Genomic DNA, 26,579 nt, shown 5'->3' on the forward strand with positions numbered 1-26,579 from the left:
TACTAGGTGGCTTTGTGCCATAAATTGGCTATTTTATTTATTTTCCAAATATATTAAATATTTTCTTCCTTGCGCAGTTCCTTTACAAATTCTTTCATGCGTTGGAGTTCGTTGGGTGTCATTTCTATTAGCTCTTTTATCAAGTTCATGTCGGTTTGTTTTACCCATTCTTTTAGCGGTGTGTTGTCTAGGCTCGTGCTGTCTTTGGGCAGTTCTATGGCTAGTAATTCTTTGGGTGTGCAGTTCAAATAGGTGCAAAACTTATAGAGGTCGGCAAGATCAATTGTCTTTTGGGTGCCATTTAGTATTTTTTGGGCACGCGTTCTTGGGATTCCCATCTTTAGTAACTGAAAATAAGGTCTCAAAACGCCTTTTTGAAGGAACATTTCTTTCACTTGTAGTACAAACATAATGGCTTAATTTAATGATACAATAGTCAAATATACAAAAATTGTCGTTTGGCAACCCAAAATTGTTATTTAACAACCTATAATTGTCATTTAGCGGTACAAAATTGTTATTTAGCAACCTATAATTGTTATTTGACAACCCATACTTGATACATGACAACCCATACTTGCTATCTGACAACCCATTATTGCTATCTGACAATCCAAACTTGTTATCTGACAACCCAAACTTGTTATTTGAAAACTAAAACATCCAAAATGTACAATTAGGATGCTTCTTTCACTAAGTAATATGCAATTGTATTTCTAATTTTAGTGGGCAAGCACCTTATTTGCGCTACTCTTATATTGTAAATTAAAAGGAAACCTCGTTTAATTCCGATAGTTCAGAATTTAACGAGGTTGGTTATCGCAGTTTTTTGAGGGTTTATTTTAGAGTTTTGGGTGTAGTAAATATTCTTTGCAATACTCTTTTCACTTTGTTTGTTAGTATAGAACGTAATTACCCTCTATCAGGTTGAAGTACAATTATTGTAAATAAATTTCCATAATTTTTCTCCTATTCATTGCTTTCAATTTTATTAAAAATACTAAAAAAATCTGTCACTATTTGACTTGTATTAATTATTGAAAATGATTTATTTTTTAGGGATAAATGCGTTGCTTTTTTAAATTTTAGTTAAAATTTCCCTCGAAACAAGCATTTATTTGTAAATTGCGATTCCAAAAAAATGTGTGTTTTGCACATTAGAATTTATACTATCCATGAAATTTAATACACTTTTTATACTTATAGCTTTTTTTGTTTCTGCCATTTCATCTGCTCAAAAAATTATTAAGCATAAGGTAAAATCGGGTGAATCGATTTATTTAATTGCCAAAAAGTATGATGTTACCCAAGCCGAAATTTTTGATTTAAATCCGAAATTAAAAGGTGCCGTTTTGGGTTTGAAACAAGAAGTAAAAATTCCGAATAAAAAATACAAACCCGAAGAAAAGAAACCTAAAGTTGCTAAAAATGAAGCAGTTGTTATGGCTAAAACCGAGAAATCAACTTCTTCCGAACCGTATATTATTCACAAAGTAGAAGCCAAAGAAACACTTTATAGTCTTTCTAAAAAGTACAATGTGAGCATGGAAAGTATTTGTGATTTAAACCCAGAATTGAAAACCGGAAATTTAAAAGTAGGAGCAAAGCTGAAGTTTGTAAACCCAAATCCAACGCCAGTAGTTGCAGAAAATAACACCCCAACCAACACCAATGAAGTTGCTGAAGTTTCTAATGTTGATGTAGTGCATAAAGTGTTACCGAAAGAAACGCTATACAGAATTTCTAAGCAATTTGGCGTTACCGTAGACGAACTTGTAAAACTAAATCCTGGTGTTGAAAACGGACTTCCAGTAGATTATTTGTTGCTAATTAAAAAAGGTTCAAGTTCTACTTCTATTATAGAAGTAGCTGATAAACAAGCTGTTGAAACGGCTTCGGCAGAAATTGAAAATAAAGTGATCCCAGTTGGAAATTTGGCGAAAGCCCAGTTTTTAATTGAAAAAGCATCAGAACATTTAGGAACGCGTTATAGAAGTGGTGGCACAACAAGCGCAGGTTTTGATTGTTCGGGTTTGATGTTTTCTACCTTTAAAAGCTTAGATATAACCTTGCCACGTTCGTCTCATGAAATGGCGCGCTACGGAACAAAAATTGACAAATCGCAAGCGCAAAAAGGCGATTTAATTTTCTTTGCCACTTTCGGTGGAAGCAGAGTGAGCCACGTAGGTATGGTTACCGAAGTTCTTGATGACGAAATTAAGTTTATTCATTCGTCTACAAGTTCTGGTGTTATCTATTCATCCACTAAAGAACGTTATTATGCCCGAACTTTTGTGCAAGTAAATCGTGTTATTGCGGAGTAATTTATTCGTTTATTGAGAATTTGAAACCAATTCCGTGTAAGTTTTCAATAGCAATTCCAGTTTCTGTTGAGAGAATTTTTCTCAATCTTGATATAAAAACATCTAGACTTCTTCCCATAAAATAATCGTCATTTCCCCAAAGTGATTTTAAGATTTCTTCACGTTTCATTACTACGTTTTTGTTGTCTAAGAAGAGTTTCAACAGTTCGGCTTCGCGCTGGGTTAAACTAATTTTTTCTGTATCTGTAAAAACTAAATAATTCTTGCTGTCAAATTTATATTTTCCAACATTATAAATCAAATTTTCGGATATAGAACTTTTTTGAGAACGCTTTAAAAAGATTTCAATTTTAAGTAATAATTCTTCAATACTAAAAGGTTTTACCAAATAATCATCCGCTCCAAGTCGTAAACCTCTAATTCGATCTTCTTTTAATGTTTTGGCAGAAAGAAAAATTATTGGTACATCAGAATTGATTTTTCGAACTTTTTCGGCAAGATCAAATCCGTCCATTTTAGGCATCATAATATCAAATATACAGATGTCAAACGAATCTTTTTTAAACGCTTCTAAACACATTTCGCCATCAGTACAATGCGTTACATCATACTGATTTTCAAGATTGTCTTTGGTTAAAAACGCTAAGGTTTCGTCGTCTTCTGCGTAAAGAATTTTATATTTTGTCATAGTCGTATTACTTTGGAATGGAAATCGAAATTGTAATTCCTTTAGTCAAATTATTGGTTGCAAAAATCTTCCAGTTATGTTGTGTACAAATCTTTTTTACATAATATAATCCCAGTCCGAAGCCATTTACTTCATTACTTTTGGTACTCGGAATTCTGTAAAACTTATCAAAGATAAAGTTTAAATTTTTATTTGAAACACCAATTCCGTTGTCTGTAAAATCCATTTGAATCTTACCTTTTTCTTCCGCAATTCTAATAATTATTATCGGATTTTCATCGCAGTATTTTACAGAATTGTCCAATAAATTATAAACGATATTGGTGAAATGAAATGCATCGGCTTGAATAATGTACTCTTTATCAGAATCAATTTTTACAGATAAATTTGGATGTTTGAGTTGCATGTTTTCGATTACATCATTCAAAATCGGAAGAATTGAAACCTCTGTTTTCTCCATTTTCATCGGAGAATTATCTGATTTTGCCATATTCAAAATTTGTTCGATATGACTGTTTAACTTCTTACTCTGATTGATAATAATGTCGGTGTATTTTTCTAGTTTTTCGTCTTTTCTAATCACTTCCTGTTTATTTAAAAAATTGGAAGCCAATAGAATAGACGATAATGGAGTTTTAAATTCATGAGTCATATTATTGATGAAATCACGTTGTAACTCGGAATATTTTTTCTGTTGGATTATGGTGTAAATGGAATAAACATAAACCAATAAAATGATGATTAACGCTAATGAAAGAACAAACCAAAAGCGGAGGGAACTTAATAAATACGATGTTTCATTTGGAAAACGAATCGCAAAATAATAGACTAAATTTTTATGCTTTGGGAAATTGATATTGGTTTTTGAAGATTTGTTGTCTATAAAATCAACGTATTTTCCATACACCATTTCATCACTTTGACAATTGTACATGGCGTACTCAAAATCGGTGTTGATGTTGAATTTTGCAAATTCAGTTTTTAAATAAAATTCTAAAATATCGGGTTGAAAATCATTTTCTACATTAACAATGTAGTAATCGTTAGAAACCTTTTGCACTGGATTATCAACTGGAAGTTCTCCAGTTGTCCCTTCATACAATTTTTTCACAACCTCAAGTAATGCAATATGAACCTTTTGAGAAAATTTCTTTTCCTCAAGATTAAAAGCTTCTTTGGTCCAAAGTAATTGCGCAATCAATATTCCTATTGTGGCTACGAGTCCAAGAACAATAATTATATTTAGATTTTTAGTTTTCATGATTTTGCGAGGCACGAAGCAATCTCCTCTTTAAATATACATTATTTGAATAGGTAATATTACTAAAAAAAATCAATTAATACGCCACTTAACAAGTCATTAACAAACATTTGAAACCAGTTAACAGCAGTGTTTGAATGATTGCACTACTTTTGAATTGTTCAATCGAATAAAAGCATTTTAGAGTAAATATAAAACAATTATAAAATATAAAAATTATGAAAGCTATTAAAATTTCAATGTTGGCATTAGCATTAGGATTAATGTCATTTTCTGTTTTACCAACAGATAAAATTTCAACAGAAAAAGTAACGCCAGTTGCTGGAATTACATGGAAATCGGAAACAGTTGATGTTGGAACTATTCCACAAGGAACTCCAAAAACTATTGAATTTGAATTTAAAAATACAAGCGATAAATCGGTTATTATTACTAATGTAAAGCCCGCATGTGGTTGTACCGCTGCCGATTACACTAAAGAGCCAATTGCTCCGGGGAAATCGGGTTATGTAAAAGCTACTTACAATGCAGCAGCAGCAGGTTCATTTACAAAAACAGTTACAGTAACAACAAACGCAGATGCAACTCCAAAAGTGTTAACTTTTAAAGGAACTGTTCAAGCTAAAGCATAATTAATTAATAAAGGTTGGTTAAGAACGAAAAACTCCTAAACGTAATGTTTAGGAGTTTTTTTATGTAAAACTAAATTTTTATTTTTTATTTTTTATTTTATTTATTCGTTCTTTTCGGCTTTCAATGATTACTTTATATTTTACTTTTTGTTCATTATTTAAAAAAGTATTTATTGTTGTATCCATTTTTTCGGTTATAGCGTTAATTTCTGCAGCAAGTTCATCTTGTGATTTATCTTTTTCTTTAGCAAGTGCGTATATTTTTTTGTTACTTTCTTCAACTTCTTTTCTAACAATAACCAATTGAAGCTCGTCTAAATTAAGTTCGTTTTTTAACGTTTCTACAGATTTATTAGTGTTTTCTGCTCGCTCTTTATCTAATGTTTCTTTACTTTTTTCATATTTGTATTGATTACCAGCTGTTGCGCCTATTGGTCCTCCAGCTCCATTTCCATTACCAATACCATTTCCGTAGTATCCATTGTTACCATATTGGGCATTTGCAGATGAAATAGTCATTAACGTTACACTAACAACTAAAATAGATTGTACTATTTTCATATCTAATTTATTAAAAAATAAAGTTAAGTAAAAAAAATGATAATTAAACCGGTTCTGCGTACAAATCATATTCAGTAGCATCTGTAATTTTTACCATCACAAAATCGCCTGTTTTTACATAGAATTTAGCAGCATCAATTAATACCTCATTGTCAACATCTGGACTGTCAAATTCGGTTCTACCCACAAAATACTGACCTTCTTTTCTATCAATAATACATTTAAAAGTCTGACCAATTTTCTCTTGATTCAAATCCCATGAAATCTGTGATTGTAAATCCATTATTTCTTGAGCACGCGCTTTTTTAACTTCTTCAGGTACATCATCAACTAAAGCAAATGCCGATGTATTTTCTTCATGAGAATACGTAAAACATCCCAAACGCTCAAATTTCATTTCCTGAACCCAATCTCTCATTATTTCAAAATCTTCTTGAGTTTCTCCAGGGTAACCAACAATTAAAGTAGTTCTAATCGTCATTCCAGGAACAGCAGCACGAAATTCTTTCAATAATTTAGTTGTTTTTTCTTTCGTAGTTCCGCGTTTCATCGATTTTAGAATGTTATCTGAAATATGTTGCAACGGAATATCAATATAATTACAAATTTTTGGCTCGCGTTTCATCAATTCCAAAACATCCATTGGAAAACCAGTAGGGAAGGCGTAGTGCAATCTTATCCATTCAATTCCTTCCACTTTTGCTAAGTTTTCTAGCAACTCAGCAAGATTACGTTTTTTGTATAAATCCAATCCGTAATAAGTCAAATCTTGAGCAATAAGAATTAATTCTTTCACTCCGTTTTTAGCCAAACCTTCTGTTTCACGAACCAATTTTTCAATAGATTGCGACACGTGTTTACCTCGCATTAATGGAATTGCACAAAAACTACAAGGTCTATCACAACCTTCGGCAATTTTTAAATAGGCATAATTTTTTGGAGTTGTAGTAATTCGCTCTCCAAGCAATTCGTGCTTGTAATCGGCACCTAGAGCTTTCAATAACTGAGGTAATTCAGTAGTTCCAAAGTACTGATCAACATCTGGAATTTCCTTCTCCAAATCGGGTCTGTATCGTTCAGATAAACATCCGGTAACGAACACTTTATCCACAATTCCACGAGATTTTTTATCGGCATATTCTAGAATTGTATTTACAGATTCTGCCTTAGCATTATCAATAAATCCGCAGGTGTTAATTACAACAATATTTCCTTCTTCTTCATGCACAACATCTTTTCCACTGGCTCTTAATTGTCCCATTAACACTTCGCTATCGTAAGTGTTTTTAGAACATCCTAGGGTAATAACATTGATTTTATTCTTCTTTAACGATTTGGTTCTCATACCTTTTTTTATTGGAGTGCAAAATTACATCTTTTATTTTAAGGAGCGAAACTTTTGGGAGTTTTTGGCAAACCCTATTCCTGCCATCCGCTGTATTCCCGATGAAAAATCGGGAGATGTCGCTTCTGTCAGGGCTAGATTGCAAGCGAAGTACACAAAAAAACCATTCGAAAGACGAATGGTTTTATAATTGACGTTTAAGTTTTGTTACAATTCAAATAACATCGTTAAACTTATATTACTGTTTTTAGAATTTATTGTAGCTGCATCTACCAAACCTTGACTAAAAAACTGTTGTTTGTAATCACGTTCAGCATAAGAGTAAGCCAAATCTACTTTTATTTCACCAAAGTTGTAACCAATACCAGCAGAATATCCAGTTAAATCGCCAATAGTTTCGCCATTTTTATACGGGCTTTCTTCAAATCTGTATCCACCACGCAAACTAAATTGCTTAATTTTGTACTCGGCACCGACTCTAAACTCATTTGAAATATCTAAAACATTAGAAATTAAATTGTTTTGATCTTCAAAATCTCTATCTGGAGTAAATGATGTATTACTGTAATCTTTTATTGCATAATCAAAACTTATTAAGCCAGTTTTACCAAAAACGTAAGCAATACTTCCAGTCCATTTTCCAGGAGTTCTCAATCGGTAAGGCTCGTAAACCATAGTCAATTGTGGATCTACAACATCTGCAGGCAATTCGCCATCAACATTACTGCTTACTGCTGCAATATTTTGAGTAAGTTCATCTGTATAGCGCATCCAAGTTGGAGATTGATACGCCAAACCTAGTCGAAATTCTTTGGTAGCTTTATATATGGTTCCAATTTGAAAAGAAAAACCATTTCCGTAAGTGTACAAATCATTATTAAAACGTACTCTTTCTACAAAATCTACTGCAGAAGTATTGTTATTATTACTTTCAAAAAAGCTAGTTCTTTTTCTATAATCGCTAAAATGCGCGTTTAAATTTACACCAACTAATAATCGGTCTTTGTATTGAGCCGATCCGTTGAATGAAAGCTTTCCGTTATATCCAGTTGTAGAGATAGAATTTTCTTGATAGTAATTTCCGCCTGGCGCAACATTAGAAGTATAAGTTGTGCTGTCTGGGTTACTGTTCGCGCCTACAATAATTTTAGATTTGTATCCCAAATACGCTTGTTGCTCATCGTAAAATAAATCACCATAATAATAATCAGTGCCATTAACTGTACTCAACGGAATTCCATTGGCATAACTCAAAAAGTAATTTGAAATCGAGTTTGTTGGATTTGTACCAGCACTAAATATAGAATTGTCATAATTGTTTACATTATCATAATTTAATGCTACTGCAAATTTAGACCATCCGCTACTTTTATCTTCGTTTTCAAAAACGTAAACACCACCTAATTGGTTAATATCAAATGCGTTGTCTTTTTCTGTTGTATTTAATCCAAAATAATTTGAATTGTTTTTTATATTATAATTAGAAATTGTAAATCCAACTTGATTGTTAGCAAACACAACCGAACCAGCCGGATTTACATTTAATGCAGAGAAATCGCCACCTAAAGCTCCAAAAGCACCACCCATCGCCCTAAAACGAGCGGTTCCATTCATGTTGTCTTGCGAATAAAGTAGCGCATCGTTTATATTCTGTGCTTGAGTATTAAAGGCTACCAGTCCAATTGCAAAACTTAAAAATATCTTTTTCATTTTTATTTTTTGTATTACAATTATCTTCTTCCACCACCACCAGATGAACGACCACCGCCACCGCCGCCATAGCTTCCGCCACCACTTGATCTTCCGCCGCCGCTATTGCTTGGAGAATATGAACGTGGAGTGCTATTAGGCGATACAGTTCTTGGTGTAGAATTTCTTGGTGTGCTAGTATTATAATCTCTTGTTGTATTATTACTAGTTGGCCTTGTTGTATTGTACGACTCATTTCTGGTAGTATTATTTCTAACACCAGAATTTCTTACAGTAGTGTTTCTAGTTGTGTAAGTTGTATTCGAATTTCTTCTTGAAGAAGAATTTATACTTCTATCTATACGGTTACTTGAAGTTCTTCCGGTACTGTAATTATTATAAACTCTAGAATCTCTTCTTCCATAAGAGTAGGCGTAATTATTACCATACCAATTGTTGTTCCAACCCCAGTTATTTCCATACCAAGAATTGTAGCCCCAACCCCAATTATTTCCATACCAACCGCCATAGTAACCCCAACCTGGACCGTACCAATTGTTCCAACCAAATCCAAAGCTTGGACCATACCAACTGTTCCATCCCCAATTATTACCGTACCAATTGTTCCAACCTCCATAACCCCAGCCATTGTCATAAATATTTACGGTTATATTACTAGATGGATTTGAACCCCAACTAGAATAGCTAGTATTTTCTACTCTTGCGGTTGCTCTGTTAACAGTATCATTTGGATAAGAATTGTATTCATCTACATTTGTGAATATTTCTTCGTTTTCTTTGTTTAAAGAGCTGAAATATTCTTTATAATAGGCGTTGTTGGAATTAGTTTCTGATGCAACTCTTTTCTCATCGCCACCATAAATCCCATCATTATCATAATACGATTTATTTTGGTATGATCCACAAGAAGTTACAACCAACGCCAAAAGTCCAAATAGGGTATAAATGGAGCTTTTTTCTTTAATAAAATAATTTGTTTTCATATCTATAGCATTTTTATTGTTGGACAATACAAAAATAGTTAGTTTTGCCGAACTATTTAGTTAAAATAAGTTAAACAATTTTTATGCCAAACTATTCATTATGAGTAAGAACTTAACAACAAGAGCAGAAGACTATTCCAAATGGTATAATGAGCTCGTAGTAAAAGCAGATTTAGCAGAAAACTCGGGCGTTAGAGGTTGTATGGTTATCAAACCATATGGCTACGCAATTTGGGAAAAAATGCAAGCAGAATTAGACAGAATGTTCAAAGAAACAGGTCATAGTAATGCCTATTTTCCACTGTTTGTTCCCAAGAGTATGTTTGAAGCTGAAGAAAAAAATGCTGAAGGATTTGCTAAGGAATGTGCTATTGTAACTCACTATAGATTAAAAAATGATCCTGACAAACCAGGAAAGTTAATGGTTGATCCAAATGCTAAGCTGGAAGAAGAGCTAATTGTTCGTCCTACCAGTGAGGCAATTATATGGTCAACATACAAAGGTTGGGTTCAATCTTATAGAGATTTACCGTTATTGATTAATCAATGGGCAAACGTTGTTCGTTGGGAAATGAGAACGCGTTTATTTCTAAGAACGGCTGAGTTTTTATGGCAAGAAGGTCATACTGCTCATGCTACTAAAGCTGAAGCTATTGAAGAATCTGAAAAAATGATGAATGTTTATTCTGATTTTGTTCAGGATTTTATGGCAATTCCGGTTGTTAAAGGATTAAAAACAGAAACAGAACGTTTTGCTGGAGCAGAAGAAACTTACTGTATTGAAGCTTTGATGCAAGACGGAAAAGCTTTGCAAGCAGGAACGTCTCATTTCTTAGGACAAAATTTTGCTAAAGCATTTGATGTTAAATTTGCTAATCAAGAAGGAAAGCAAGAACACGTTTGGGGAACATCTTGGGGTGTTTCTACAAGATTAATGGGTGCGTTAGTGATGACACATTCTGATGATAACGGATTGGTGTTACCTCCAAATTTAGCTCCAATTCAAGTTGTGATTGTTCCGATTTTTAAGACTGAGGAAGAATTTGAAAAAATATCATTGGTTGTAAACGAATTAGTTTCTCAATTTAAAAAGTTAAGAATTTCAGTAAAATTTGACAATAGAACAACTCAAAAACCAGGGTTTAAATTTGCTGAATGGGAATTGAAAGGTGTTCCAGTTAGAATTGCTGTTGGTCCGAAAGACTTAGAGAATGGAACATTTGAAGTCGCTAGAAGAGATACACTTTCTAAAGAAGTTGTTTCAAAAGATGGTATAGTTTCTTACATAAATGATTTATTGGAAACTATTCAAACTGATTTATTTCAAAAAGCATTATATTATAGAAAAGAACATATTACAGAAGTCAATTCTTTCGAAGAGTTTAAAGATGTTTTAGAAAATAAAGGCGGATTTATCTCAGCACATTGGGATGGAACTCCAGAAACTGAAGAGAAAATCAAAGACTTAACTAAAGCAACCATTCGTTGTATTCCGTTAGATAGAAAAGAAGAAGCAGGAAAATGTGTTTTTTCTGGATTGGAATCTGCTGGTAGAGTGTTATTTGCAAAAGCGTACTAAAAAAAATATAAAAAAAGTCGATTCAGCTATTGTGTGAATTAAAAATAGTTGTATTTTTGCACTCGCATTACAAAAATATGTAATGGCCCGTTCGTCTATCGGTTAGGACGCATGGTTTTCATCCATGTAAGAGGGGTTCGATTCCCCTACGGGCTACAAGTTCAATGTTTATTGAAAATTACAAAAGATTAAATGGCATTGGCCCGTTCGTCTATCGGTTAGGACGCATGGTTTTCATCCATGTAAGAGGGGTTCGATTCCCCTACGGGCTACAATTAGTTGTAAATAAGTTTTATAAAGTAATAATTGGTGTCTCGATTATTGTTTTATTAGTTAAAACCAAAGTGACTTTTAAAGTTGTGGGAGGTTTTTCTTTTTTAACTAGGAGTTTATAACAATTAAAAAAAAGAAAAAATGGCAAATCATAAGTCAGCTTTAAAGAGAATTAGAAGTAACGAAAAGAAAAGAGTGTTAAACAGATACCAACACAAAACTACTCGTAATGCTATCAAGGCATTAAGAATGGCTACTGTTAAATCTGAAGCTTCTGCAAAATTATCAAGTGTAATTTCTATGATTGATAGATTAGCGAAGAAAAACATCATTCATGATAACAAAGCTTCTAATTTAAAATCAAAATTAACTAAGCACGTAGCAAAACTATAATTAGTTTTCTCGACTTTTTAAATAAAAAAAAGCTTCCAATTTTGGAAGCTTTTTTTTATTTAATATTGATTGATTTTAGCATTTCTATTGTAATTGGTTTTGATAGAAAATTTAAAACCATAGGATATTGTTTAGCTTTTTCAATATCTCTAGGATCAATTGTTGAGGAAAGAACAATTACTTTAACTTCGGGAAAAATAGTATAATAGTCACTTTTAGAAAAGATGTCTAAAAATTCCCAACCATTCATTATAGGCATGTTTAGGTCTAAAAAAATAAGTTGAGGTTCTAAAATTTCATTGTTTGCCTCTTTTTCTTTTTTTAAATTTTCAAAATACTTTAACGCTTCTTCTCCATTATTGCTGGTGTCAATCTCTGAGGAGAATTCTGCTTTTGCAATAACTTTTTTGCACAACATAAGTGTTATTGCATCGTCGTCTACGCATAAAATTTTAGTAAACATTATAGTTCGTTTTTAAATGTAATTATGAAGCTTGTGCCTTTGTTTACTTCGCTTTCAACGCTTATAGTTCCGCCCATGGATTCTACTTGAGATTTTACTAAGTACAACCCTAAACCTTTACTATCTGCATAATCATGAAACCTTTGGTATAATCCAAATATTTTATCTTTATTTCTTTCTAAATCAATTCCTATTCCGTTGTCTTTAAATGTAATAATGGTATTTTTTTCTCTCGATTTGGATGAAATTTCAATTTTTAACTTTCGAACATCATCTTTATATTTTAATGAATTAGTCATTAAATTCAATAAAATACTTTCGAAATAAGATTTGTTTGCAAAGATAGTTTCTGCTTTTTCAAAATCCATTTTTATAATGGGTTTTTTTGCGCTAATTAAAAAACTCAATTGATTAAAAATATTTTCGAACACATCTCCAATTACCACTTGTTCTTTATCAATTGACGGACTGTCTTTAATTATTATTACTTTTACTAAATCATTAATGGTTTCATTCAATTGATTTGTTGATTTTGAAAAACCATTTAAAATTTCTTTAAGTTCTTCATTTTCAACTGGAATGTCTTCTATTAGGTTGAGTAAACCGGTTAAGTTGGAGAGTGGTGCTCGTAGATTGTGTGATGTAATGTAGGAAAATTGCTTTAAATCTTTGTTGTTTTGAGTAAGTTCACTGATGAGTTGTTCTCGTTCTTTTTCTCGTTCTTTTTCTTTAGAAATATCTCTTTGTATTGATATCCAATGTGAATGTTCGTTATCTTTATTTGTTATTGGAATCATTGAAATATTGGTCCAATATTCTTCTTTATTTTTATTAAGGTTAATGGTTTCGAAGCTAATTTCTTCTTTCTTTTTTAATGCTTGGCTAATTCTTTTAAAATTATATTTAAGTGCAGTTTTATTCATGAAAACGTTTGCAGTTTTACCAATTACATCTTCGGGATTGTAGCCTGTTAATGTAGTGAATGCTGGGTTTACATATAATATTTTTGGAATTCCTGTTGAAGTTTCATTGGCTTCAGTAATAATTACAGAATCTTTGGTTTGCGTAATAACAGTTTCTAAAAGTTTTAATCGTTCTTCTTCTTTTTTTAGCTTGGTGATGTCTTGCATTGCACCAATTATTCGGGTAACTTTTTTATTTTCATCCATTACTAGAAATCCTCTGTCATAAATGTATTTGTAAGTTCCGTTGGCACATTGAAATCTATAGTAATCTTGCCATTTTTCTATTTTTTGCTCAACATATTTATGGATATTAACCGACATTTTTATACTGTCTTCGTGGTGTATTTTTTCAAACCACCAATCTATTGTTTCGCCTACGTCTTTTTGATCGTATCCAAAGATACCTTGTATACCTTTGTTAAATATGAATTTTTTACTCTCTATATCCCAGTCCCAGATAGTGTCGCTTGTGGCTTTAGCAACAATATCGTATCGTTCATTTGATTTAAATAATTCCTCGTTTTTGATTAATAAATCGTTTAATTCTTGTTGGTTTTTTTTACAATACTTTTTTGTGAAATATTTTAATAAAAGAGATGTTATTATGATGTAAACAACTGCAATTAGTGAAGTAGATTTCCAATTGAAATTATTATCAAAATAGGTAAGGGTAATTAATTGGCTAGCAAAAACCAAAAAAGAGGTAACTAGAAAATAAGTAAGAATTATTTTATTCGATTTATTTTTCATTAATCAAAAATAAAAAATTAAATAGTAAAACAATATAATTTGTAGAAAAAATTCGACATTTTCATAAAATTGTCCCAAATAAGTTATTAAAATGTAAACTATTAAAATTGAGGTTTTTTTAATCAAAATAAAGTGTACCTTTGCACCCATTAAAAATCACAGATGGAATCTATTAGAAACATTGCAATTATTGCTCACGTCGATCACGGTAAAACTACACTGGTTGATAAAATTATGTATCACTGTCAATTATTTCGTGACAACGAAAATACAGGTGATTTAATTCTAGATAATAACGACTTAGAGCGTGAAAGAGGTATTACTATTACTTCTAAAAACGTTTCAGTTACTTATAAAGGAACTAAAATCAACATCATTGATACTCCAGGTCACGCCGATTTTGGTGGTGAAGTAGAACGTGTATTGAACATGGCTGATGGTGTTTGTCTTCTTGTAGATGCATTTGAAGGTCCGATGCCTCAAACTCGTTTCGTACTACAAAAAGCATTAGATTTAGGGTTAAAACCTTGCGTTGTTATCAATAAAGTAGATAAAGAAAACTGTACTCCTGAAGAAGTTCATGAAAAAGTTTTCGACCTTATGTTTGAATTAGGTGCTGAAGAATGGCAACTTGATTTCCCAACAGTTTACGGTTCGGCAAAAAACAATTGGATGTCTGATCATTGGGAAAATGTAACGGATAACGTGGAAGCATTATTAGATATGGTTATTGAAAATGTACCAGCTCCTAAAGTTTCTGAAGGAACTCCACAAATGTTAATCACATCTTTAGATTTCTCAGCATTTACAGGTCGTATTGCTATCGGTCGTCTTGAAAGAGGTGTCTTGAAAGAAGGTATGCCAATCTCATTAGTTAAAAGAGACGGTACTGTAACTAAATCACGTATTAAAGAATTACACACTTTTGAAGGACTAGGTCGTAAGAAAGTTCAAGAAGTAATTGCTGGAGATATTTGTGCAATTATTGGAGTTGAAGGTTTTGAAATTGGAGATACTATCGCCGATTTCGAAAATCCAGAAGCTTTACAAACTATTGCTATCGACGAACCAACTATGAGTATGTTGTTTACAATTAACGACTCTCCTTTCTTTGGTAAAGAAGGTAAATTTGTAACTTCTCGTCATATTAGAGATCGTTTAACAAAAGAATTAGAGAAAAACTTAGCAATGAAATTGGGTGAAACTGATTCTGCTGATAAGTTTATGGTATTTGGTCGTGGTGTACTTCACTTGTCTGTTCTTATTGAAACAATGAGAAGAGAAGGTTATGAGTTACAAATTGGTCAACCACAAGTTATCATTAAAGAAATTGATGGTAAAAAATGTGAGCCAATTGAGGAATTGACAATTGATTTACCAGAAACACTTTCAGGAAGAGCAGTTGAATTTGTTACTCAACGAAAAGGTGAAATGTTATCTATGGAAACTAAAGGTGAACGTATGATTGTGAAATTTAATATTCCATCACGTGGAATTATTGGATTGCGTAATCAATTACTAACTGCTACTGCTGGTGAGGCTATTATGGCACATCGTTTTATAGGATACGAACCGTACAAAGGAGAAATTGCTGGACGTAATAAAGGTTCATTGATTTCTATGGAAAAAGGAAAAGCTATTCCTTACTCAATTGATAAATTGCAAGATCGTGGTAAGTTTTTCGTTGAACCAAATGCTGAAATCTACGAAGGTCAAGTAATTGGAGAAAACTCTCGTGGTGATGATATGTGTGTAAACGTAACTAAAGAGAAAAAACAATCTAACGTTCGTTCATCTGGAAATGATGAAAAAGCTAGAATTATTCCACCAATTATTTTCTCATTAGAAGAAGCTTTAGAATATATCCAAAAAGATGAGTATGTAGAATGTACACCAAAATCTATTCGTTTAAGAAAAATCTTTCTTACTGAAACTGATAGAAAAAGATTTAAAGTATAATTTTAAATATTTTAGATATTAAAAAACCATCTGTGAAAGCAGATGGTTTTTTGTTTTATTAATAACTTATTGCATTATGTTTTTAAAACCCTTTTGCAATTTACAAAAGGGTTTTTGTGTATTTAAGGTTGTTTTTTTAGTATATAAACACCATCAGGATAAGCCGTGTAGCCTTTTTGTTGACCAGGAAGTGTAGTTGCGCTACGGCTATTTTTGAATAGTTCTATTGCTTCTTGACCAAAGACCGTTGTGGTTTTACGAATGTCTATTGTAGATCTTACTCTTGGTGTTTCTCTCATAGATAAACGTATTCTAATTTCTCCTGGAGGAGCCACATCAAACGGTGATGGTGTTTGTGGAATATCATTTCCATATATTCTATGCTCATATTGATTAGGATAAACAATGTTTATTTGGTCTAGACTATCATAGAGGATAAGTCCATTACTATCAATGTATTGATATTCACCAATCATTATATCTTCATAATATCCGCTGTTAAAAAACAGACTCTTTTTCACAAGTATAATTTTGAATTTAATGTTGCCATTGGTATACACCCATGTGCCTTCAAATTGATTGAAAAGATTGCTAGTATCTTTAAGATACATTCCTGATGTTATTGTACCGTCCCATTCTTGTAGATCTATAATAGGATTTTGAGCTTTACATTGTATTGTTACAAAAGCAAGCAGTATAAATAGTATATTTTTCATCTAAATTTTTTAAAAACTCTTTTGCAATTTACAAAAGAGTTTTGTGTATTTAAGGTTGTTTTTTTAGAATATAAACACCATCAGGATAAGCCGTGTAGCCTTTTTGTGGCTTAGAAAAGGTAAAAAAAACCAGCTACTAAACTGGCTAATCACTTTAAATTTTATTTAATGTATATTCTATAAAACCTTCTGTTGTAAAAAAGGGAATTCTTATTTCACTTGGTTCGCCTTCTAAAGTTAGTGAATTTCCAGCTTGAACAATTTTCGCTTTTATCTGAGTTGGGCTTATGTATCTAAAAACTATTGCCATTGGCACCATAGGTCTTTCAGGGTCTTCAAAAAAAGATTTAATTCTAAACTCAGTTACACCACACTCTGAGCATTTAGGATATTGCCCTTTATGAATAAAAACAGCGGAAGAAATATTGTGTTCTAATGGGTCAACTGCTGAATCGGTCATATCTGGCAAGGAATTTATTATTGTTGCTCCTGTGGCATCTACATATTTATATTCACCAATTAAAATGTCTTTGAAATAAGCATCAAAATCATAATGTAGAAACTTATCAAGAATGATTGTTAACGACTCATTTCCAGATTGATACTTCCAAGTGCCAATGTATTTATTTAGTTCATTTGTAGTATCTTTTAAATAAGCATTATCCGGTATCTCTGCCTGAGTGTTACTCATTGGTATAATTACTTCATCATTGCTATCTGGTGCAACGACCTGTGCTTTACAAGAAAAAAGGCTTATTAAAGCTAATGCTAGTAGTATTTTTTTAAAATTATTCATTGCAGTCGGTTTTAATCATTTTCCTTTCATTAGCTCCTCAATTTCTTCCAGAGTTTTTCCTGCTAGCCAATCGGTTATGGAAAGTACATTTTCTTTAGAAAGCACCTTTAACGATTGTAATGCATGTTCTGTTGGCAATTGTAAATCGCGCGTTGCAAAAAGGTCGTTGGGTGTGCAGTTTAGACTTACACACAGTTTTGTGAGTTGGTCATAGTTTAGCTGCACCGATGTGCCGTTGAGCATCTTTTGAACAGAGTTGCCATTGATGCCTTGCTGTACTAAATAGGCGTAAGGTGTTTTTATGTTTCGGGCTGCTAGTATTGGCTCTAGGTTTAAAACTATACTGCATTGTGGTACATTAATAGAACCTCGTTTTTTATTACGTAACATGTTTTTTTTTATCAAATATACACCTTTTTTATTAAAAACAGTATTCTATACTACAAAAGTAGTAAGATATAAGGTTTTAGTAGTATTATATAAGGTTATAGTAGTACTATATAATGCTATAGTAGTAATAAAAGTGAGTAGAGTAGTAATTGAAGTGGGTAAAGTAGTAATCGCAGTGAGTAAAGTAGTAATCACCGTGAGTAAAGTAGTAATAGATAAGGTTTCTAAATACTAATTTTGGTTTTTTTGTAGAATGAGTTCTACGAACTGACAATGCGGTTACTATTTTTTTTAATATTGTTTAACTACAGTCTGTTTATAGAGCTGTAAAGTAGTAACCTTAAACCATTTTTGATATGAACACAAATCAAGAAGTATTTTTTAGTATGACGCTCAAAGTAAAAAACTTTGCTGCCAAAAACCCAACTGTAATAACGCCAATACCAGGTGTAACGGCTCAAATTACACAATTAAACACGCTTATTAATAACTTGATTGCTGCCGACACCTCTAGCCGAAGCGACTTAACAGGTTATACTATTACCAAAGCCAATAGGAGAGCTGCCCTAGAACAATTGTGTTTAAAATTTAGTAATGCTATTGCCGCTTATGCTGCGAATACTGGCGACCTTGTGTTGCAAAAAAGAGCCGATTTTGCCACAAGTTTTTGGATAAGAGCAACCGATGATGAGTTGATCACCAACGCCAATATTCTTAAAAATTTGGCAACTCCTATAACGGCTGCTTTAGCAACTTATTTAGTTACTGCTGCCGATGTAACTGCTTTTGGAGTAGCAATAACTGCTTATACCGATGGTGTGTCTGACCCAACACTTGCTATAGACCAGCGTAAGGTTGATAACGAACGAATTCCGCAAATTATAGATCAAATAAGAACGTTGTTCGACACGAAGCTGGATGTATTTATGAGAATTTTAGAGTTTTCTAATCCTTCTATGTATCAACTTTATATGCTTGCTCGCGCTCTAGATGTTCGTGGTGTAGTTGTGGCGCCAACTGCAGAGGTTGATGTAGCAGCTGGTGTAACAACAACGGTTCACACTGCCGATTATTATGTAGCAAATACACTATATAGTATTCAAAATCTAGGTGATGAAGATGTGTTTTTCTCGCTGTCGTCTGAAACAAATGTAGAAGGTACAGCACCTGTTTTATTAAGTAATGGCGAAACTCGTGTACGTCTTGCCGAAAATTTAGCTAATGCTGGTACGTTTTTAGTGGTAAACAACCCAAGTATGGCGACGGTAAAAGTGAAAGTTTGGGTAGAATAATAGTGTTTTCTTTAACAAAAAAACCATCTGTTTTCGCAGATGGTTTTTTGTTTAATTGTAGTTTAATAATTATCGCTTTAAAGAAAAATGTCCTTTGGCACTTCGACCGTCGTCAAATTTTATATCAAACCAATAATCATCTGATGGTGCTAGATTTCCATTGTACATTCCGTCCCAACCTGGTCCAAAAGGTTTTATTTGCTTGATTAATTTTCCGTATCTATCAAATATGTAAATGATAGAATTAGGGTAAAATTGTGAGTTAGCACCTTTTACATTCCAAGTATCGTGAATTCCGTCTCCGTTTGGAGTAAAATATTTTGGAATTCCAAGAACAGATACCAATTTTTGAACTACACCACATCCGTTGACGTCTTTAATGAAAACAATGTGTAATCCCATTGGAACATTACTAAAGAAATTAGATTCTTGATAACTGTATTCGTCGTCCAAACTGTAAACATAATCGCCCGATCCAGTAACAATAACTTCAATTGTATTGCTATCTACTAAATCAACAATTTCAATGTTTTGTATCGATGCTATATCGGATGCAACTACTTCAATGACCTTGGTTCTTGAACAACCATTAGAATTGGTTACTTCAACACTATAAAATCCTGCTGTATTTACTGTAATAGAATAATTGGTTTGATTAAGTAATGGAGTACCGTTTAAATACCATTGAAAATCGTAATCACTTGGTGGTGTTCCGTCTAAAATACCTGCATTAAAAGTAACTGTAAATGCTGGTAAATTGGTGCATACAAGTTCACGGCCTATTAATTCGATATTTGGAACCGGATTAACAACAAACGGAATTACAGTACTTGCAGAACAAGTTGTATTTATAGTATTTTCAATTACTACGGTCACATTTTGTGTTGCAGTTACAAACGGATTTGGTAACGGACTTGGTAATGGATTTCCAGCTTCGTCAAAATACTTCACAATCATTCCAGTTTGACCATTTAAAAGTAATGATTCAAATGATGAAGTGTCAAAGGCATACATCCCATCTTGATTGATTGGGTTAGGTTCATCATCACAAGTAGTTGTTAAACTAGCGTCAACTGGAAAAACTTGAGGTAAATCGTCAACAATAAATTGAATTGTTTCTTCATCAAAACAAGGTCCAGTTGTAACTGATGTAGTATTGTTGATAACTCTAACTGTAATTGTAGTTGAAGAAGTTACTATAAACGGATTTGGTAATGGATTTAATGGATTTCCTGAAGCATCAAAATACCTCACATTGGCATTAGTTTGACCATTTAAAATAGTGGCATCCAACGTTGATGTATCAAATCCGAAAACTCCGTCGTTGTCATCATCACAAGCTCTTATTGTATTTGTAGCATTTACAGGAAAAGCCGTCGGTAAAGCTTCTACGGTTAATGTTAAATAAGGTCCAAGTCCGTAACAAGCATTGTCCAAATTACTATCTACACGAACCCAAATTTGTTGTGTATTTGGATATCCAATATTTCTATAATTTGTACTATCTGTAATAGCTAATGAAGTTCCGCTGGTATCAAATTCTGCTAAAGCATCGGCTTCATTTCTGTAATATTTTATAGTATAAGCTGTAGATGCTGGTAATTCTGCTTGAATAGCTGTGGTTACGCTACTAAAATTAAAAGAAGCTATTCCGTCGCGATCGTCATTTACAGCATCGATATAATCATCACAAACAAATAAACTTCTTGAAAAAGTAGGAGGCAATTGTGTTATTGAAACTACTAAATCCAACTGAACTACGCTAAAACATCCGTTACCATTTTGAACTCGTACCCAAACAGTAGCGTTTGAAGATGTATAAGCCAATGGATCGGCAATTAAAAGAGTGGTATCATTTGTATTTGCCCCAGCAGATGTAGTAAAATAGGTGAATGTTTCAGTAAGATAATTAGCAGAAATGAAAGTATTTTTTTCGGTTAAATTAAATGTAGAAATGCCATCGGTATCATCATCGCATTGCACCAAAGTTACTGGTGTTGTTACAACCGGAATTGCATTTGTAGTAAGTGTTCCAGAGGTAGAAGTTAGTCCGCAAGAATTTCCATTTTTGTTTAAAATTACACGGTATTCATAATTATTCATTGATGGTGTAACTCCAGTAATTAATAAAGTTACAGTGTTAACTCCAGAATAGGTAGCATCGTTTACTAAATCAGTAAAAGTTGTTCCGCCATCAGTAGATAGTTGCCATTGATAGGCATCTATTGGGTTGGTATCAATAGTAAAAGTTGCATTTTGAAGTTCACAAACCGTACTATCTTGAGGTTGTGTGTTTATGGTTATTGGAGCTGCAATGGTATAATTTCCGTTTGGAACTCCATATCCACTTGCATTTACTACAGTTCCGATACTTACTCCGGTTGTATTTACATTTGTAGGCACATCGTCACCAACAATTCCATCATTGTTGACATCTGTGAAACCGGCTTCCGTAACATCATTACATCCATCATTATCGCTATCTAATTCTAGGTAATTAAAAATTCCATCATTATCTGTATCGGCAACAGTATAATTTATTATTCCGCTATCAATTGCTGTTTCTAATGCGTTGTCTAAACCATTTAGACCGAAATTTGGTCCAACAGTTATACCATTAGTGTTTGTACTATTTCCTGGACTTCCAGATTCTATTATGTCAAATATACCATCGTTATCACTATCTAAATCTAGATAATCTGGAACTCCATCACCGTCTGTATCAGCTGGAGAAATTCCATTTACGAAAATATTATCTATACCATCATTATTAAAATCGCCATTGCTTAATGCTGTAAAATTAGCACCTTGACTTTCATAAAAATCCAAGATACTATCGTTATCACTATCCAAATCCATTTGATCTGGAATGCCATCATTATCGCTGTCTTTAGCAACACAAACGGCATATAATTTCATACTAACTTTATTGCTAGCAGAATCTAATAAATTTTTATGGGTGAAACTTATTGAAGTTGATTGATTAGTTAGAAATTTAAAAGTTCCCGATCCAGCTGCAAGTGGGAATATGCTATTAGAAATAAAACGAATTTCGAAAGATGAAAATTCGGTTACACCACTTTCATAAATACCATCATAATTGGTATCAATTAAAAGCTGATTTGAAGGGTTTAAAACGGTAACTGTTTTGTTAGATGGTGAATTTACAACGTATTGGGCATTAGTATTCAATAAATCAGAGGCAGCGGCAGTTGTTATATATTCTAAACCAATACTCATAGGTTGCGCAAATGTCATTGTATATTTCACAAAATTTCCTTTTCCAGCAGGAACTTCAGAAATAAAACTTCCGTCTGCGGCACCAATAAAAGGTGTTGCACTTGCGGTTGTTGACGTTGTAGTTGTTCCAATGAATGAATTGGTGTAAGTTGACACGTTAATGGTACCCGAACTACTATTGGATAAGTTAATGATTTGATTTCCTAACGATTCGTTGCAATTTGTGATGCCATCGTTATCATTATCTAAATCGACATTGTCGTTAACAGAATCATTATCTAAATCAGTAGGACAAGTACTTACAGGAATATCATCTGAAAAAAGATTAATACCACAAGCAGTTAATGTTGCTTTTACTTTATAATTTCCTGGTTGAGTAGGCGAGTAGGTTGATAAGGTTGCTCCAGTAATTTCGGCATCATTAAAAAACCATTGAAAAGTGTCAAATCCGCTAAGCGAATTAACTTGTAATTGAACATTAGGAATACAATTGGATTGCGTAATATCTACTGGTTGAAACGTAACTTCGGGTTTAAAAGTAAAACCAGAATAATAGCCACCAAAAGTTGCTGCACCATCACTTCCATAAGCAGTTAAGTACAATTGTCCAGTAGAAAAAACCGAAACATTTCCTGTTAAACCAGCTATTGTATAACACTGATAGTTGGTGTTTCCAACTACATTAGTTGGTCCAATTGTTGTAATTCCTGCTGGTAGACCTGCTAATGTGTAATTAATTCCGTCAATAATAAAATTTAAAGTTGCACCAATTTCTGTAGTGATTGTTACTCTACCCGTAAAATTTCTTGTGCCAATTTTTTCAATAAAAGGAATGTTATCAATTACTTTTGGAGTTTGACAACTTAATGGTGGTACAAAGAACATTACTTGATTGGCTTGATCTTCTCTAATATCATCACCAACACTTTGATAGGCAAAAATGTTTTTAGAAGAAGTTACATATAAGTTACCATTTGCATTGTAGTCAGCTCCGTTTAAACCAATATATTCTCCTGCATTAAGATTGTAACTAGCAAATGTACCGCCATTTAAAAAGATCTCTGTATTATCTTCGTCTGCAATTAAAAGTACTCTCTCAACATTATTTAGTCCTGTACTTTTAATAAAAATATATTCAGAACCAGTTCGTTCTGCAGAGACAATTTGATCAAAACCAGCATCTTGGTTAGCCATTTCTCCATTTGTTCCTCCAAATGAGCCACAATTTACCGCAATTGGTTTATCAGAAGTTACTAGAGCTCCAATTAATGCATCTCTATTAGCTGCGGTTGGTCCTTTTACTGCCACAACATAACTTTCACCAGCGTTTAAGACTATACTTGGTGGAGGCATTGTACCTGAAAAATTATTTATCAAAATTGCGTTAGCAGGTATATCGCTAAAATTTACTGTTGTATTATTCTCAGTAGCAAGTACAGAAATAAAGGTTAAATTATTTCCACTATATCCGGGTATAAGCATGTTTAAAAATCCGCCAGCTCTAAATCTTGTTCCTAAGGCAGCAAGACCTTTAGATGTTATTTGTCCGGCATGATTTCCGTTTCCGCATATTATTCTTGCTGTTACATATACCAAATCTTCAGCTTCTACAATAAAACCTTTATTGTTTAAAACACTGTTTATTAGTGATTCGTTTACATGCATTTGGGTAAAAGTTCCAAAACCAATATTGTAAACGTATGGGATATCTCTTGAAACTACACCACTTATTGTTGATCCACCTATTTGTTTAATGGTGAAGTCAACTGGTGTAATGCTTGGTGTAGAAATGTATAGGTATTGTTCTTCAGCGGGCACATTTTCTGAACCACTTACTGGCGGAATGTAATGTGTTTTACTAAATTGACTGTAGCAATTAACTGATAGTAAGGTGATTAATGCTATAAATAGAATATTCTTTTTCATTTTATAAAAATAGTAAAAAAAATACAATTTTATCTTTTTAATGAAAAATTTCCTCTAATAGTTTTTCCGTTGTTTAGTGTGATTACAAACCAGTAATCTGTTGAAGGTAAGTCTGTTTCGTTATATTTTCCATTCCAACCAATTGAATCTTGGTTTAAAGAAATAATCAGTTTGCCAAATCGATCAAAAATGTTAATCAATGCGTTGTCAAGAAATTGAATTCTTTTAATTCTCCAAACATCATTTATACCATCACCATTTGGTGTAAAAAACCTAGGATAGTCAAGTACATAAACTACTTTGGTAACTATTCCGCATTGATTTGTATCTTTTACGAAAACTGTATAAGCATTTGGCGAAAGCCCAGAAAAAAACGGACTAGTTTGATAATTTATCCCATTAAGAGAATATTCGTAAATTCCAGAACCAGTTACGATTACTTCAATAGAATTATTGTTTGCGGCAAAGTCATTTACGACAACATCTGTAATTGTTGCACTACTTGATAGAATGACGTTGAAGTTTTTAGTTTTTTCACAACCATTTACATCAGAAACTGTGACTGAATAAGTTCCAGATGTTGTTGCAATTATTGAATTATCAGTTTCACCATTTGACCAATCATAACTTGAAAATCCGCCAGCAACAGATAAAATTATTGAATTTCCGTTGCATAAATAAACGGTTTCATCATCAAAATTGGATGGGTTAAAAGTGTTTATATTTATTTGAATTGGAGCAATTCCGATGCAATTGATTCCATCTACAACTTTACCATAAATGGTTTGCTGATTTGGAGTTGTATTTGTGAAACTGTTATTTAATGGGTTATTATTTAAAATAGCATCGTTTTCATTTGCATAATACGAAACAGTATAAGAACTTGGAAAACCGCTTAGAATAGTTGGAGTAACAGTCGAATTTAAATCAATTGAAGTCAATCCGTCTTGAGTTGCATCTAAATCGCAAGTTGAAATTGGAGCAATTGCTGGAACTGAATTAATAGAAATTTGCAAATCAATTGAAGCAAAACCAATGCATCCAAAATTATTTGAAGCCGTTGCAATTAATTGATTAGTAGATAAATTTTGATAATTCGTTGGGTTTGTTATCGAATTTACTCCAAGTTGTGCATCAGATAAATTTTCGTAATAAGTAACGTTACCCAATTGAGGATCGCCATTTGTAATTAATGAATTTAATACCGACAAATTGTAGTTTGTAATCCCATCAGAATTGATGTCACACTGACTAATTGTTTGATTTACAAGAATTGGTGCAGTAGAATATTCAATCGTTATTTCACCTTTTGCAACACAAGTTGAACTATTGATTGAAACTTCAACTTCATAAAACCCGTCATCAATTACTGTATAAATCGGATTGGTTTCTCCAGTAATTGCCAATCCGTCTTTAAACCATTGATAGGTATTTGAACCCGATTGTGTAGCATCTAAAACTACATTCTCTCCAGGACATAATGGATTTTGAGTTGCAATCAATCGGTTTGTACCCAAATCTACACCAACATCAAAACTTCCTCCGCCAAGAAATATTGCCGAATCGTATCTTATATTTTCTTCATCTGCAATTACCAATTTTATATGATAAGTTATACCCGGAGTTACATTGGCTTCGGCAGTCATAACTATTGTTTGACCATTAAAATTTATGGGATGAATAGAATTATTATAGCTTCCAAAAAAAGTTTCATTTTCTGCTTGACATCCATTTGAACCTTGAATTTCTGGATGAACCGTTGTTACTTTTACTGGAGTTGTACTGCCTGGAATTAAGGCTAAATTTTGATAGTCATCAGTACTTCCAGCTACTTTTAATAAAAAAGCAAAACCGTCTGAATATTGACATGGCGCAGTTCCTTGGTATTCTTCGGAAGCAAAAATGTAATCAAAACTTATTTTACTTGTAAGTGGTGTAAAATCAAACTCAAGCGCGGTTGCATTGAATGTTCCATTGATTTCTAATGCTTGCTCAAGATCGAAATCACCCTGCCAAGAGGCAGAACCTTCGTCAATTAAATTATCGTTTGGACCTTCAGTTCGAGAAGCTCTTGATGTGCTTAAAACGATACCATTGGTGAAAGGAAAATCACTTCCTGAGTAACTGAAAAAGCCATAACTCTGCGCTCCATTGCTGAAGGTGTCACCGCTAACAGAAAAATTAGAAACAGTAGCACATGGACTGTTTACCAATACATTTTCTACTAATTGTTGAGCAGAATAAGTGTCATCAACTACAATGTTTTGAGCAATTGATGTGTTGCAAAATACAAAGATGCTGATTACTGTTAATTTGTAGAATAAAAACTTCAT

Annotated in this window: 20 protein-coding genes and 2 tRNA genes; 8 read left to right on the plus strand and 14 right to left on the minus strand. The window is 32.8% G+C overall.

Annotated elements, in window-relative coordinates; genetic code table 11:
- Positions 1–53: 53 nt before the first annotated feature.
- Entirely contained in the window at positions 54–410 is a 357-nt protein-coding gene (locus LG45_RS09040; RefSeq protein ID WP_035126334.1) for a helix-turn-helix domain-containing protein, read from the minus strand.
- 765 nt (positions 411–1,175) lie between these two features.
- Between LG45_RS09040 and LG45_RS16280 the strand changes: the two genes are divergently transcribed.
- Positions 1,176–2,324 carry a peptidoglycan endopeptidase gene (locus LG45_RS16280; RefSeq protein WP_035126336.1) on the plus strand — a complete coding sequence of 383 codons (1,149 nt, stop codon included), beginning with the start codon at positions 1,176–1,178 and terminating at the stop codon, positions 2,322–2,324.
- 1 nt (position 2,325) lies between these two features.
- Here LG45_RS16280 and LG45_RS09050 read toward each other — a convergent pair whose 3' ends face one another.
- Together LG45_RS09050 and LG45_RS09055 are read right to left on the minus strand one after the other, a co-directional pair.
- Positions 2,326–3,012: a response regulator transcription factor gene (locus tag LG45_RS09050; RefSeq protein WP_035126338.1), complete on the minus strand. Its 687-nt coding sequence runs from the start codon at positions 3,010–3,012 to the stop codon at positions 2,326–2,328.
- A gap of 7 nt (positions 3,013–3,019) precedes the next feature.
- Positions 3,020–4,273 carry a sensor histidine kinase gene (locus LG45_RS09055; RefSeq protein ID WP_035126340.1) on the minus strand — a complete coding sequence of 418 codons (1,254 nt, stop codon included), beginning with the start codon at positions 4,271–4,273 and terminating at the stop codon, positions 3,020–3,022.
- 218 nt (positions 4,274–4,491) lie between these two features.
- Between LG45_RS09055 and LG45_RS09060 the strand changes: the two genes are divergently transcribed.
- Positions 4,492–4,905 (plus strand): DUF1573 domain-containing protein, encoded by a 414-nt coding sequence (locus tag LG45_RS09060; protein WP_035126341.1) that lies wholly within the window; start codon positions 4,492–4,494, stop codon positions 4,903–4,905.
- 78 nt (positions 4,906–4,983) lie between these two features.
- Here the strand turns inward: LG45_RS09060 and LG45_RS09065 are convergent, their stop codons facing one another.
- The 4 genes from LG45_RS09065 to LG45_RS09080 form a co-directional block, all read right to left on the minus strand.
- Positions 4,984–5,466: a hypothetical protein gene (locus tag LG45_RS09065; RefSeq protein WP_035126343.1), complete on the minus strand. Its 483-nt coding sequence runs from the start codon at positions 5,464–5,466 to the stop codon at positions 4,984–4,986.
- 43 nt (positions 5,467–5,509) lie between these two features.
- Complete coding sequence (gene rimO, locus LG45_RS09070; protein ID WP_035126345.1) at positions 5,510–6,811, minus strand: 30S ribosomal protein S12 methylthiotransferase RimO; 1,302 nt, start codon at positions 6,809–6,811, stop codon at positions 5,510–5,512.
- A gap of 207 nt (positions 6,812–7,018) precedes the next feature.
- Complete coding sequence (locus LG45_RS09075) at positions 7,019–8,521, minus strand: OmpP1/FadL family transporter (protein ID WP_035126347.1); 1,503 nt, start codon at positions 8,519–8,521, stop codon at positions 7,019–7,021.
- A 20-nt stretch (positions 8,522–8,541) separates the two neighbouring features.
- Positions 8,542–9,504 carry a hypothetical protein gene (locus LG45_RS09080; RefSeq protein ID WP_035126349.1) on the minus strand — a complete coding sequence of 321 codons (963 nt, stop codon included), beginning with the start codon at positions 9,502–9,504 and terminating at the stop codon, positions 8,542–8,544.
- Positions 9,505–9,604: 100 nt separating this feature from the next.
- Here LG45_RS09080 and proS point away from each other — a divergent pair, with 100 nt between their 5' ends.
- The 4 genes from proS to rpsT all read left to right on the plus strand — a co-directional run bounded on the left by proS (position 9,605) and on the right by rpsT (position 11,749).
- Positions 9,605–11,083 (plus strand): proline--tRNA ligase, encoded by a 1,479-nt coding sequence (gene proS / locus LG45_RS09085; RefSeq protein ID WP_035126351.1) that lies wholly within the window; start codon positions 9,605–9,607, stop codon positions 11,081–11,083.
- Between the two features lie 84 nt (positions 11,084–11,167).
- Positions 11,168–11,239, plus strand: a tRNA-Glu gene (locus tag LG45_RS09090).
- A gap of 44 nt (positions 11,240–11,283) precedes the next feature.
- A tRNA-Glu gene (locus LG45_RS09095) sits at positions 11,284–11,355 on the plus strand.
- A 142-nt stretch (positions 11,356–11,497) separates the two neighbouring features.
- Complete coding sequence (gene rpsT / locus LG45_RS09100) at positions 11,498–11,749, plus strand: 30S ribosomal protein S20 (protein WP_035126353.1); 252 nt, start codon at positions 11,498–11,500, stop codon at positions 11,747–11,749.
- 55 nt (positions 11,750–11,804) lie between these two features.
- Here the strand turns inward: rpsT and LG45_RS09105 are convergent, their stop codons facing one another.
- On the minus strand, positions 11,805–12,212 hold the full coding sequence (locus tag LG45_RS09105; RefSeq protein ID WP_035126355.1) for a response regulator: 408 nt from the start codon (positions 12,210–12,212) through the stop codon (positions 11,805–11,807).
- Positions 12,212–13,927, minus strand: a complete 1,716-nt coding sequence (locus LG45_RS09110) for a PAS domain-containing sensor histidine kinase (protein WP_035126357.1) — start codon at positions 13,925–13,927, stop codon at positions 12,212–12,214. The genes LG45_RS09105 and LG45_RS09110 overlap by 1 nt, the downstream gene beginning before the upstream one ends.
- Positions 13,928–14,089: 162 nt before the next feature.
- Here LG45_RS09110 and typA point away from each other — a divergent pair, with 162 nt between their 5' ends.
- On the plus strand, positions 14,090–15,886 hold the full coding sequence (gene typA, locus LG45_RS09115) for a translational GTPase TypA (RefSeq protein WP_035126359.1): 1,797 nt from the start codon (positions 14,090–14,092) through the stop codon (positions 15,884–15,886).
- Between the two features lie 122 nt (positions 15,887–16,008).
- On the opposite strand, the gene LG45_RS09120 is transcribed toward typA, so the two are convergent.
- The 3 genes from LG45_RS09120 to LG45_RS09130 form a co-directional block, all read right to left on the minus strand.
- The gene (locus tag LG45_RS09120; protein ID WP_035126361.1) at positions 16,009–16,602 is read right to left on the minus strand and encodes a DUF6705 family protein; all 594 of its coding nucleotides are present in this window, start codon (positions 16,600–16,602) and stop codon (positions 16,009–16,011) included.
- Positions 16,603–16,756: 154 nt separating this feature from the next.
- Positions 16,757–17,398: a DUF6705 family protein gene (locus LG45_RS09125; protein WP_035126363.1), complete on the minus strand. Its 642-nt coding sequence runs from the start codon at positions 17,396–17,398 to the stop codon at positions 16,757–16,759.
- Positions 17,399–17,413: 15 nt separating this feature from the next.
- Entirely contained in the window at positions 17,414–17,788 is a 375-nt protein-coding gene (locus LG45_RS09130) for a helix-turn-helix domain-containing protein (protein WP_035126365.1), read from the minus strand.
- Between the two features lie 356 nt (positions 17,789–18,144).
- On the opposite strand from LG45_RS09130, the gene LG45_RS09140 reads away from it, so the two are divergent.
- Positions 18,145–19,080 carry a hypothetical protein gene (locus tag LG45_RS09140; protein ID WP_089046912.1) on the plus strand — a complete coding sequence of 312 codons (936 nt, stop codon included), beginning with the start codon at positions 18,145–18,147 and terminating at the stop codon, positions 19,078–19,080.
- A 69-nt stretch (positions 19,081–19,149) separates the two neighbouring features.
- On the opposite strand, the gene LG45_RS09145 is transcribed toward LG45_RS09140, so the two are convergent.
- Complete coding sequence (locus tag LG45_RS09145; protein WP_052087537.1) at positions 19,150–24,246, minus strand: T9SS type B sorting domain-containing protein; 5,097 nt, start codon at positions 24,244–24,246, stop codon at positions 19,150–19,152.
- A gap of 29 nt (positions 24,247–24,275) precedes the next feature.
- On the minus strand, positions 24,276–26,579 hold the full coding sequence (locus LG45_RS09150; RefSeq protein ID WP_035126371.1) for a T9SS type B sorting domain-containing protein: 2,304 nt from the start codon (positions 26,577–26,579) through the stop codon (positions 24,276–24,278).

Source organism: Flavobacterium aquatile LMG 4008 = ATCC 11947 (assembly GCF_000757385.1).
Classification (GTDB): domain Bacteria; phylum Bacteroidota; class Bacteroidia; order Flavobacteriales; family Flavobacteriaceae; genus Flavobacterium; species Flavobacterium aquatile.

What these genes read in the sequence shown, in the direction of transcription:
- proS (WP_035126351.1), top strand. Translation starts at nt 9,605, where the DNA reads ATGAGTAAGAACTTAACAACAAGAGCAGAAGACTATTCCAAATGGTAT.
- rimO (WP_035126345.1), bottom strand. Translation starts at nt 6,811, where the DNA reads ATGAGAACCAAATCGTTAAAGAAGAATAAAATCAATGTTATTACCCTA.
- LG45_RS09145 (WP_052087537.1), bottom strand. Translation starts at nt 24,246, where the DNA reads ATGAAAAAGAATATTCTATTTATAGCATTAATCACCTTACTATCAGTT.
- LG45_RS09040 (WP_035126334.1), bottom strand. Translation starts at nt 410, where the DNA reads ATGTTTGTACTACAAGTGAAAGAAATGTTCCTTCAAAAAGGCGTTTTG.
- LG45_RS09125 (WP_035126363.1), bottom strand. Translation starts at nt 17,398, where the DNA reads ATGAATAATTTTAAAAAAATACTACTAGCATTAGCTTTAATAAGCCTT.
- LG45_RS16280 (WP_035126336.1), top strand. Translation starts at nt 1,176, where the DNA reads ATGAAATTTAATACACTTTTTATACTTATAGCTTTTTTTGTTTCTGCC.
- LG45_RS09105 (WP_035126355.1), bottom strand. Translation starts at nt 12,212, where the DNA reads ATGTTTACTAAAATTTTATGCGTAGACGACGATGCAATAACACTTATG.
- LG45_RS09120 (WP_035126361.1), bottom strand. Translation starts at nt 16,602, where the DNA reads ATGAAAAATATACTATTTATACTGCTTGCTTTTGTAACAATACAATGT.
- LG45_RS09150 (WP_035126371.1), bottom strand. Translation starts at nt 26,579, where the DNA reads ATGAAGTTTTTATTCTACAAATTAACAGTAATCAGCATCTTTGTATTT.
- LG45_RS09055 (WP_035126340.1), bottom strand. Translation starts at nt 4,273, where the DNA reads ATGAAAACTAAAAATCTAAATATAATTATTGTTCTTGGACTCGTAGCC.
- LG45_RS09130 (WP_035126365.1), bottom strand. Translation starts at nt 17,788, where the DNA reads ATGTTACGTAATAAAAAACGAGGTTCTATTAATGTACCACAATGCAGT.
- LG45_RS09110 (WP_035126357.1), bottom strand. Translation starts at nt 13,927, where the DNA reads ATGAAAAATAAATCGAATAAAATAATTCTTACTTATTTTCTAGTTACC.
- LG45_RS09080 (WP_035126349.1), bottom strand. Translation starts at nt 9,504, where the DNA reads ATGAAAACAAATTATTTTATTAAAGAAAAAAGCTCCATTTATACCCTA.
- rpsT (WP_035126353.1), top strand. Translation starts at nt 11,498, where the DNA reads ATGGCAAATCATAAGTCAGCTTTAAAGAGAATTAGAAGTAACGAAAAG.
- LG45_RS09060 (WP_035126341.1), top strand. Translation starts at nt 4,492, where the DNA reads ATGAAAGCTATTAAAATTTCAATGTTGGCATTAGCATTAGGATTAATG.
- typA (WP_035126359.1), top strand. Translation starts at nt 14,090, where the DNA reads ATGGAATCTATTAGAAACATTGCAATTATTGCTCACGTCGATCACGGT.
- LG45_RS09075 (WP_035126347.1), bottom strand. Translation starts at nt 8,521, where the DNA reads ATGAAAAAGATATTTTTAAGTTTTGCAATTGGACTGGTAGCCTTTAAT.
- LG45_RS09050 (WP_035126338.1), bottom strand. Translation starts at nt 3,012, where the DNA reads ATGACAAAATATAAAATTCTTTACGCAGAAGACGACGAAACCTTAGCG.
- LG45_RS09065 (WP_035126343.1), bottom strand. Translation starts at nt 5,466, where the DNA reads ATGAAAATAGTACAATCTATTTTAGTTGTTAGTGTAACGTTAATGACT.
- LG45_RS09140 (WP_089046912.1), top strand. Translation starts at nt 18,145, where the DNA reads ATGAACACAAATCAAGAAGTATTTTTTAGTATGACGCTCAAAGTAAAA.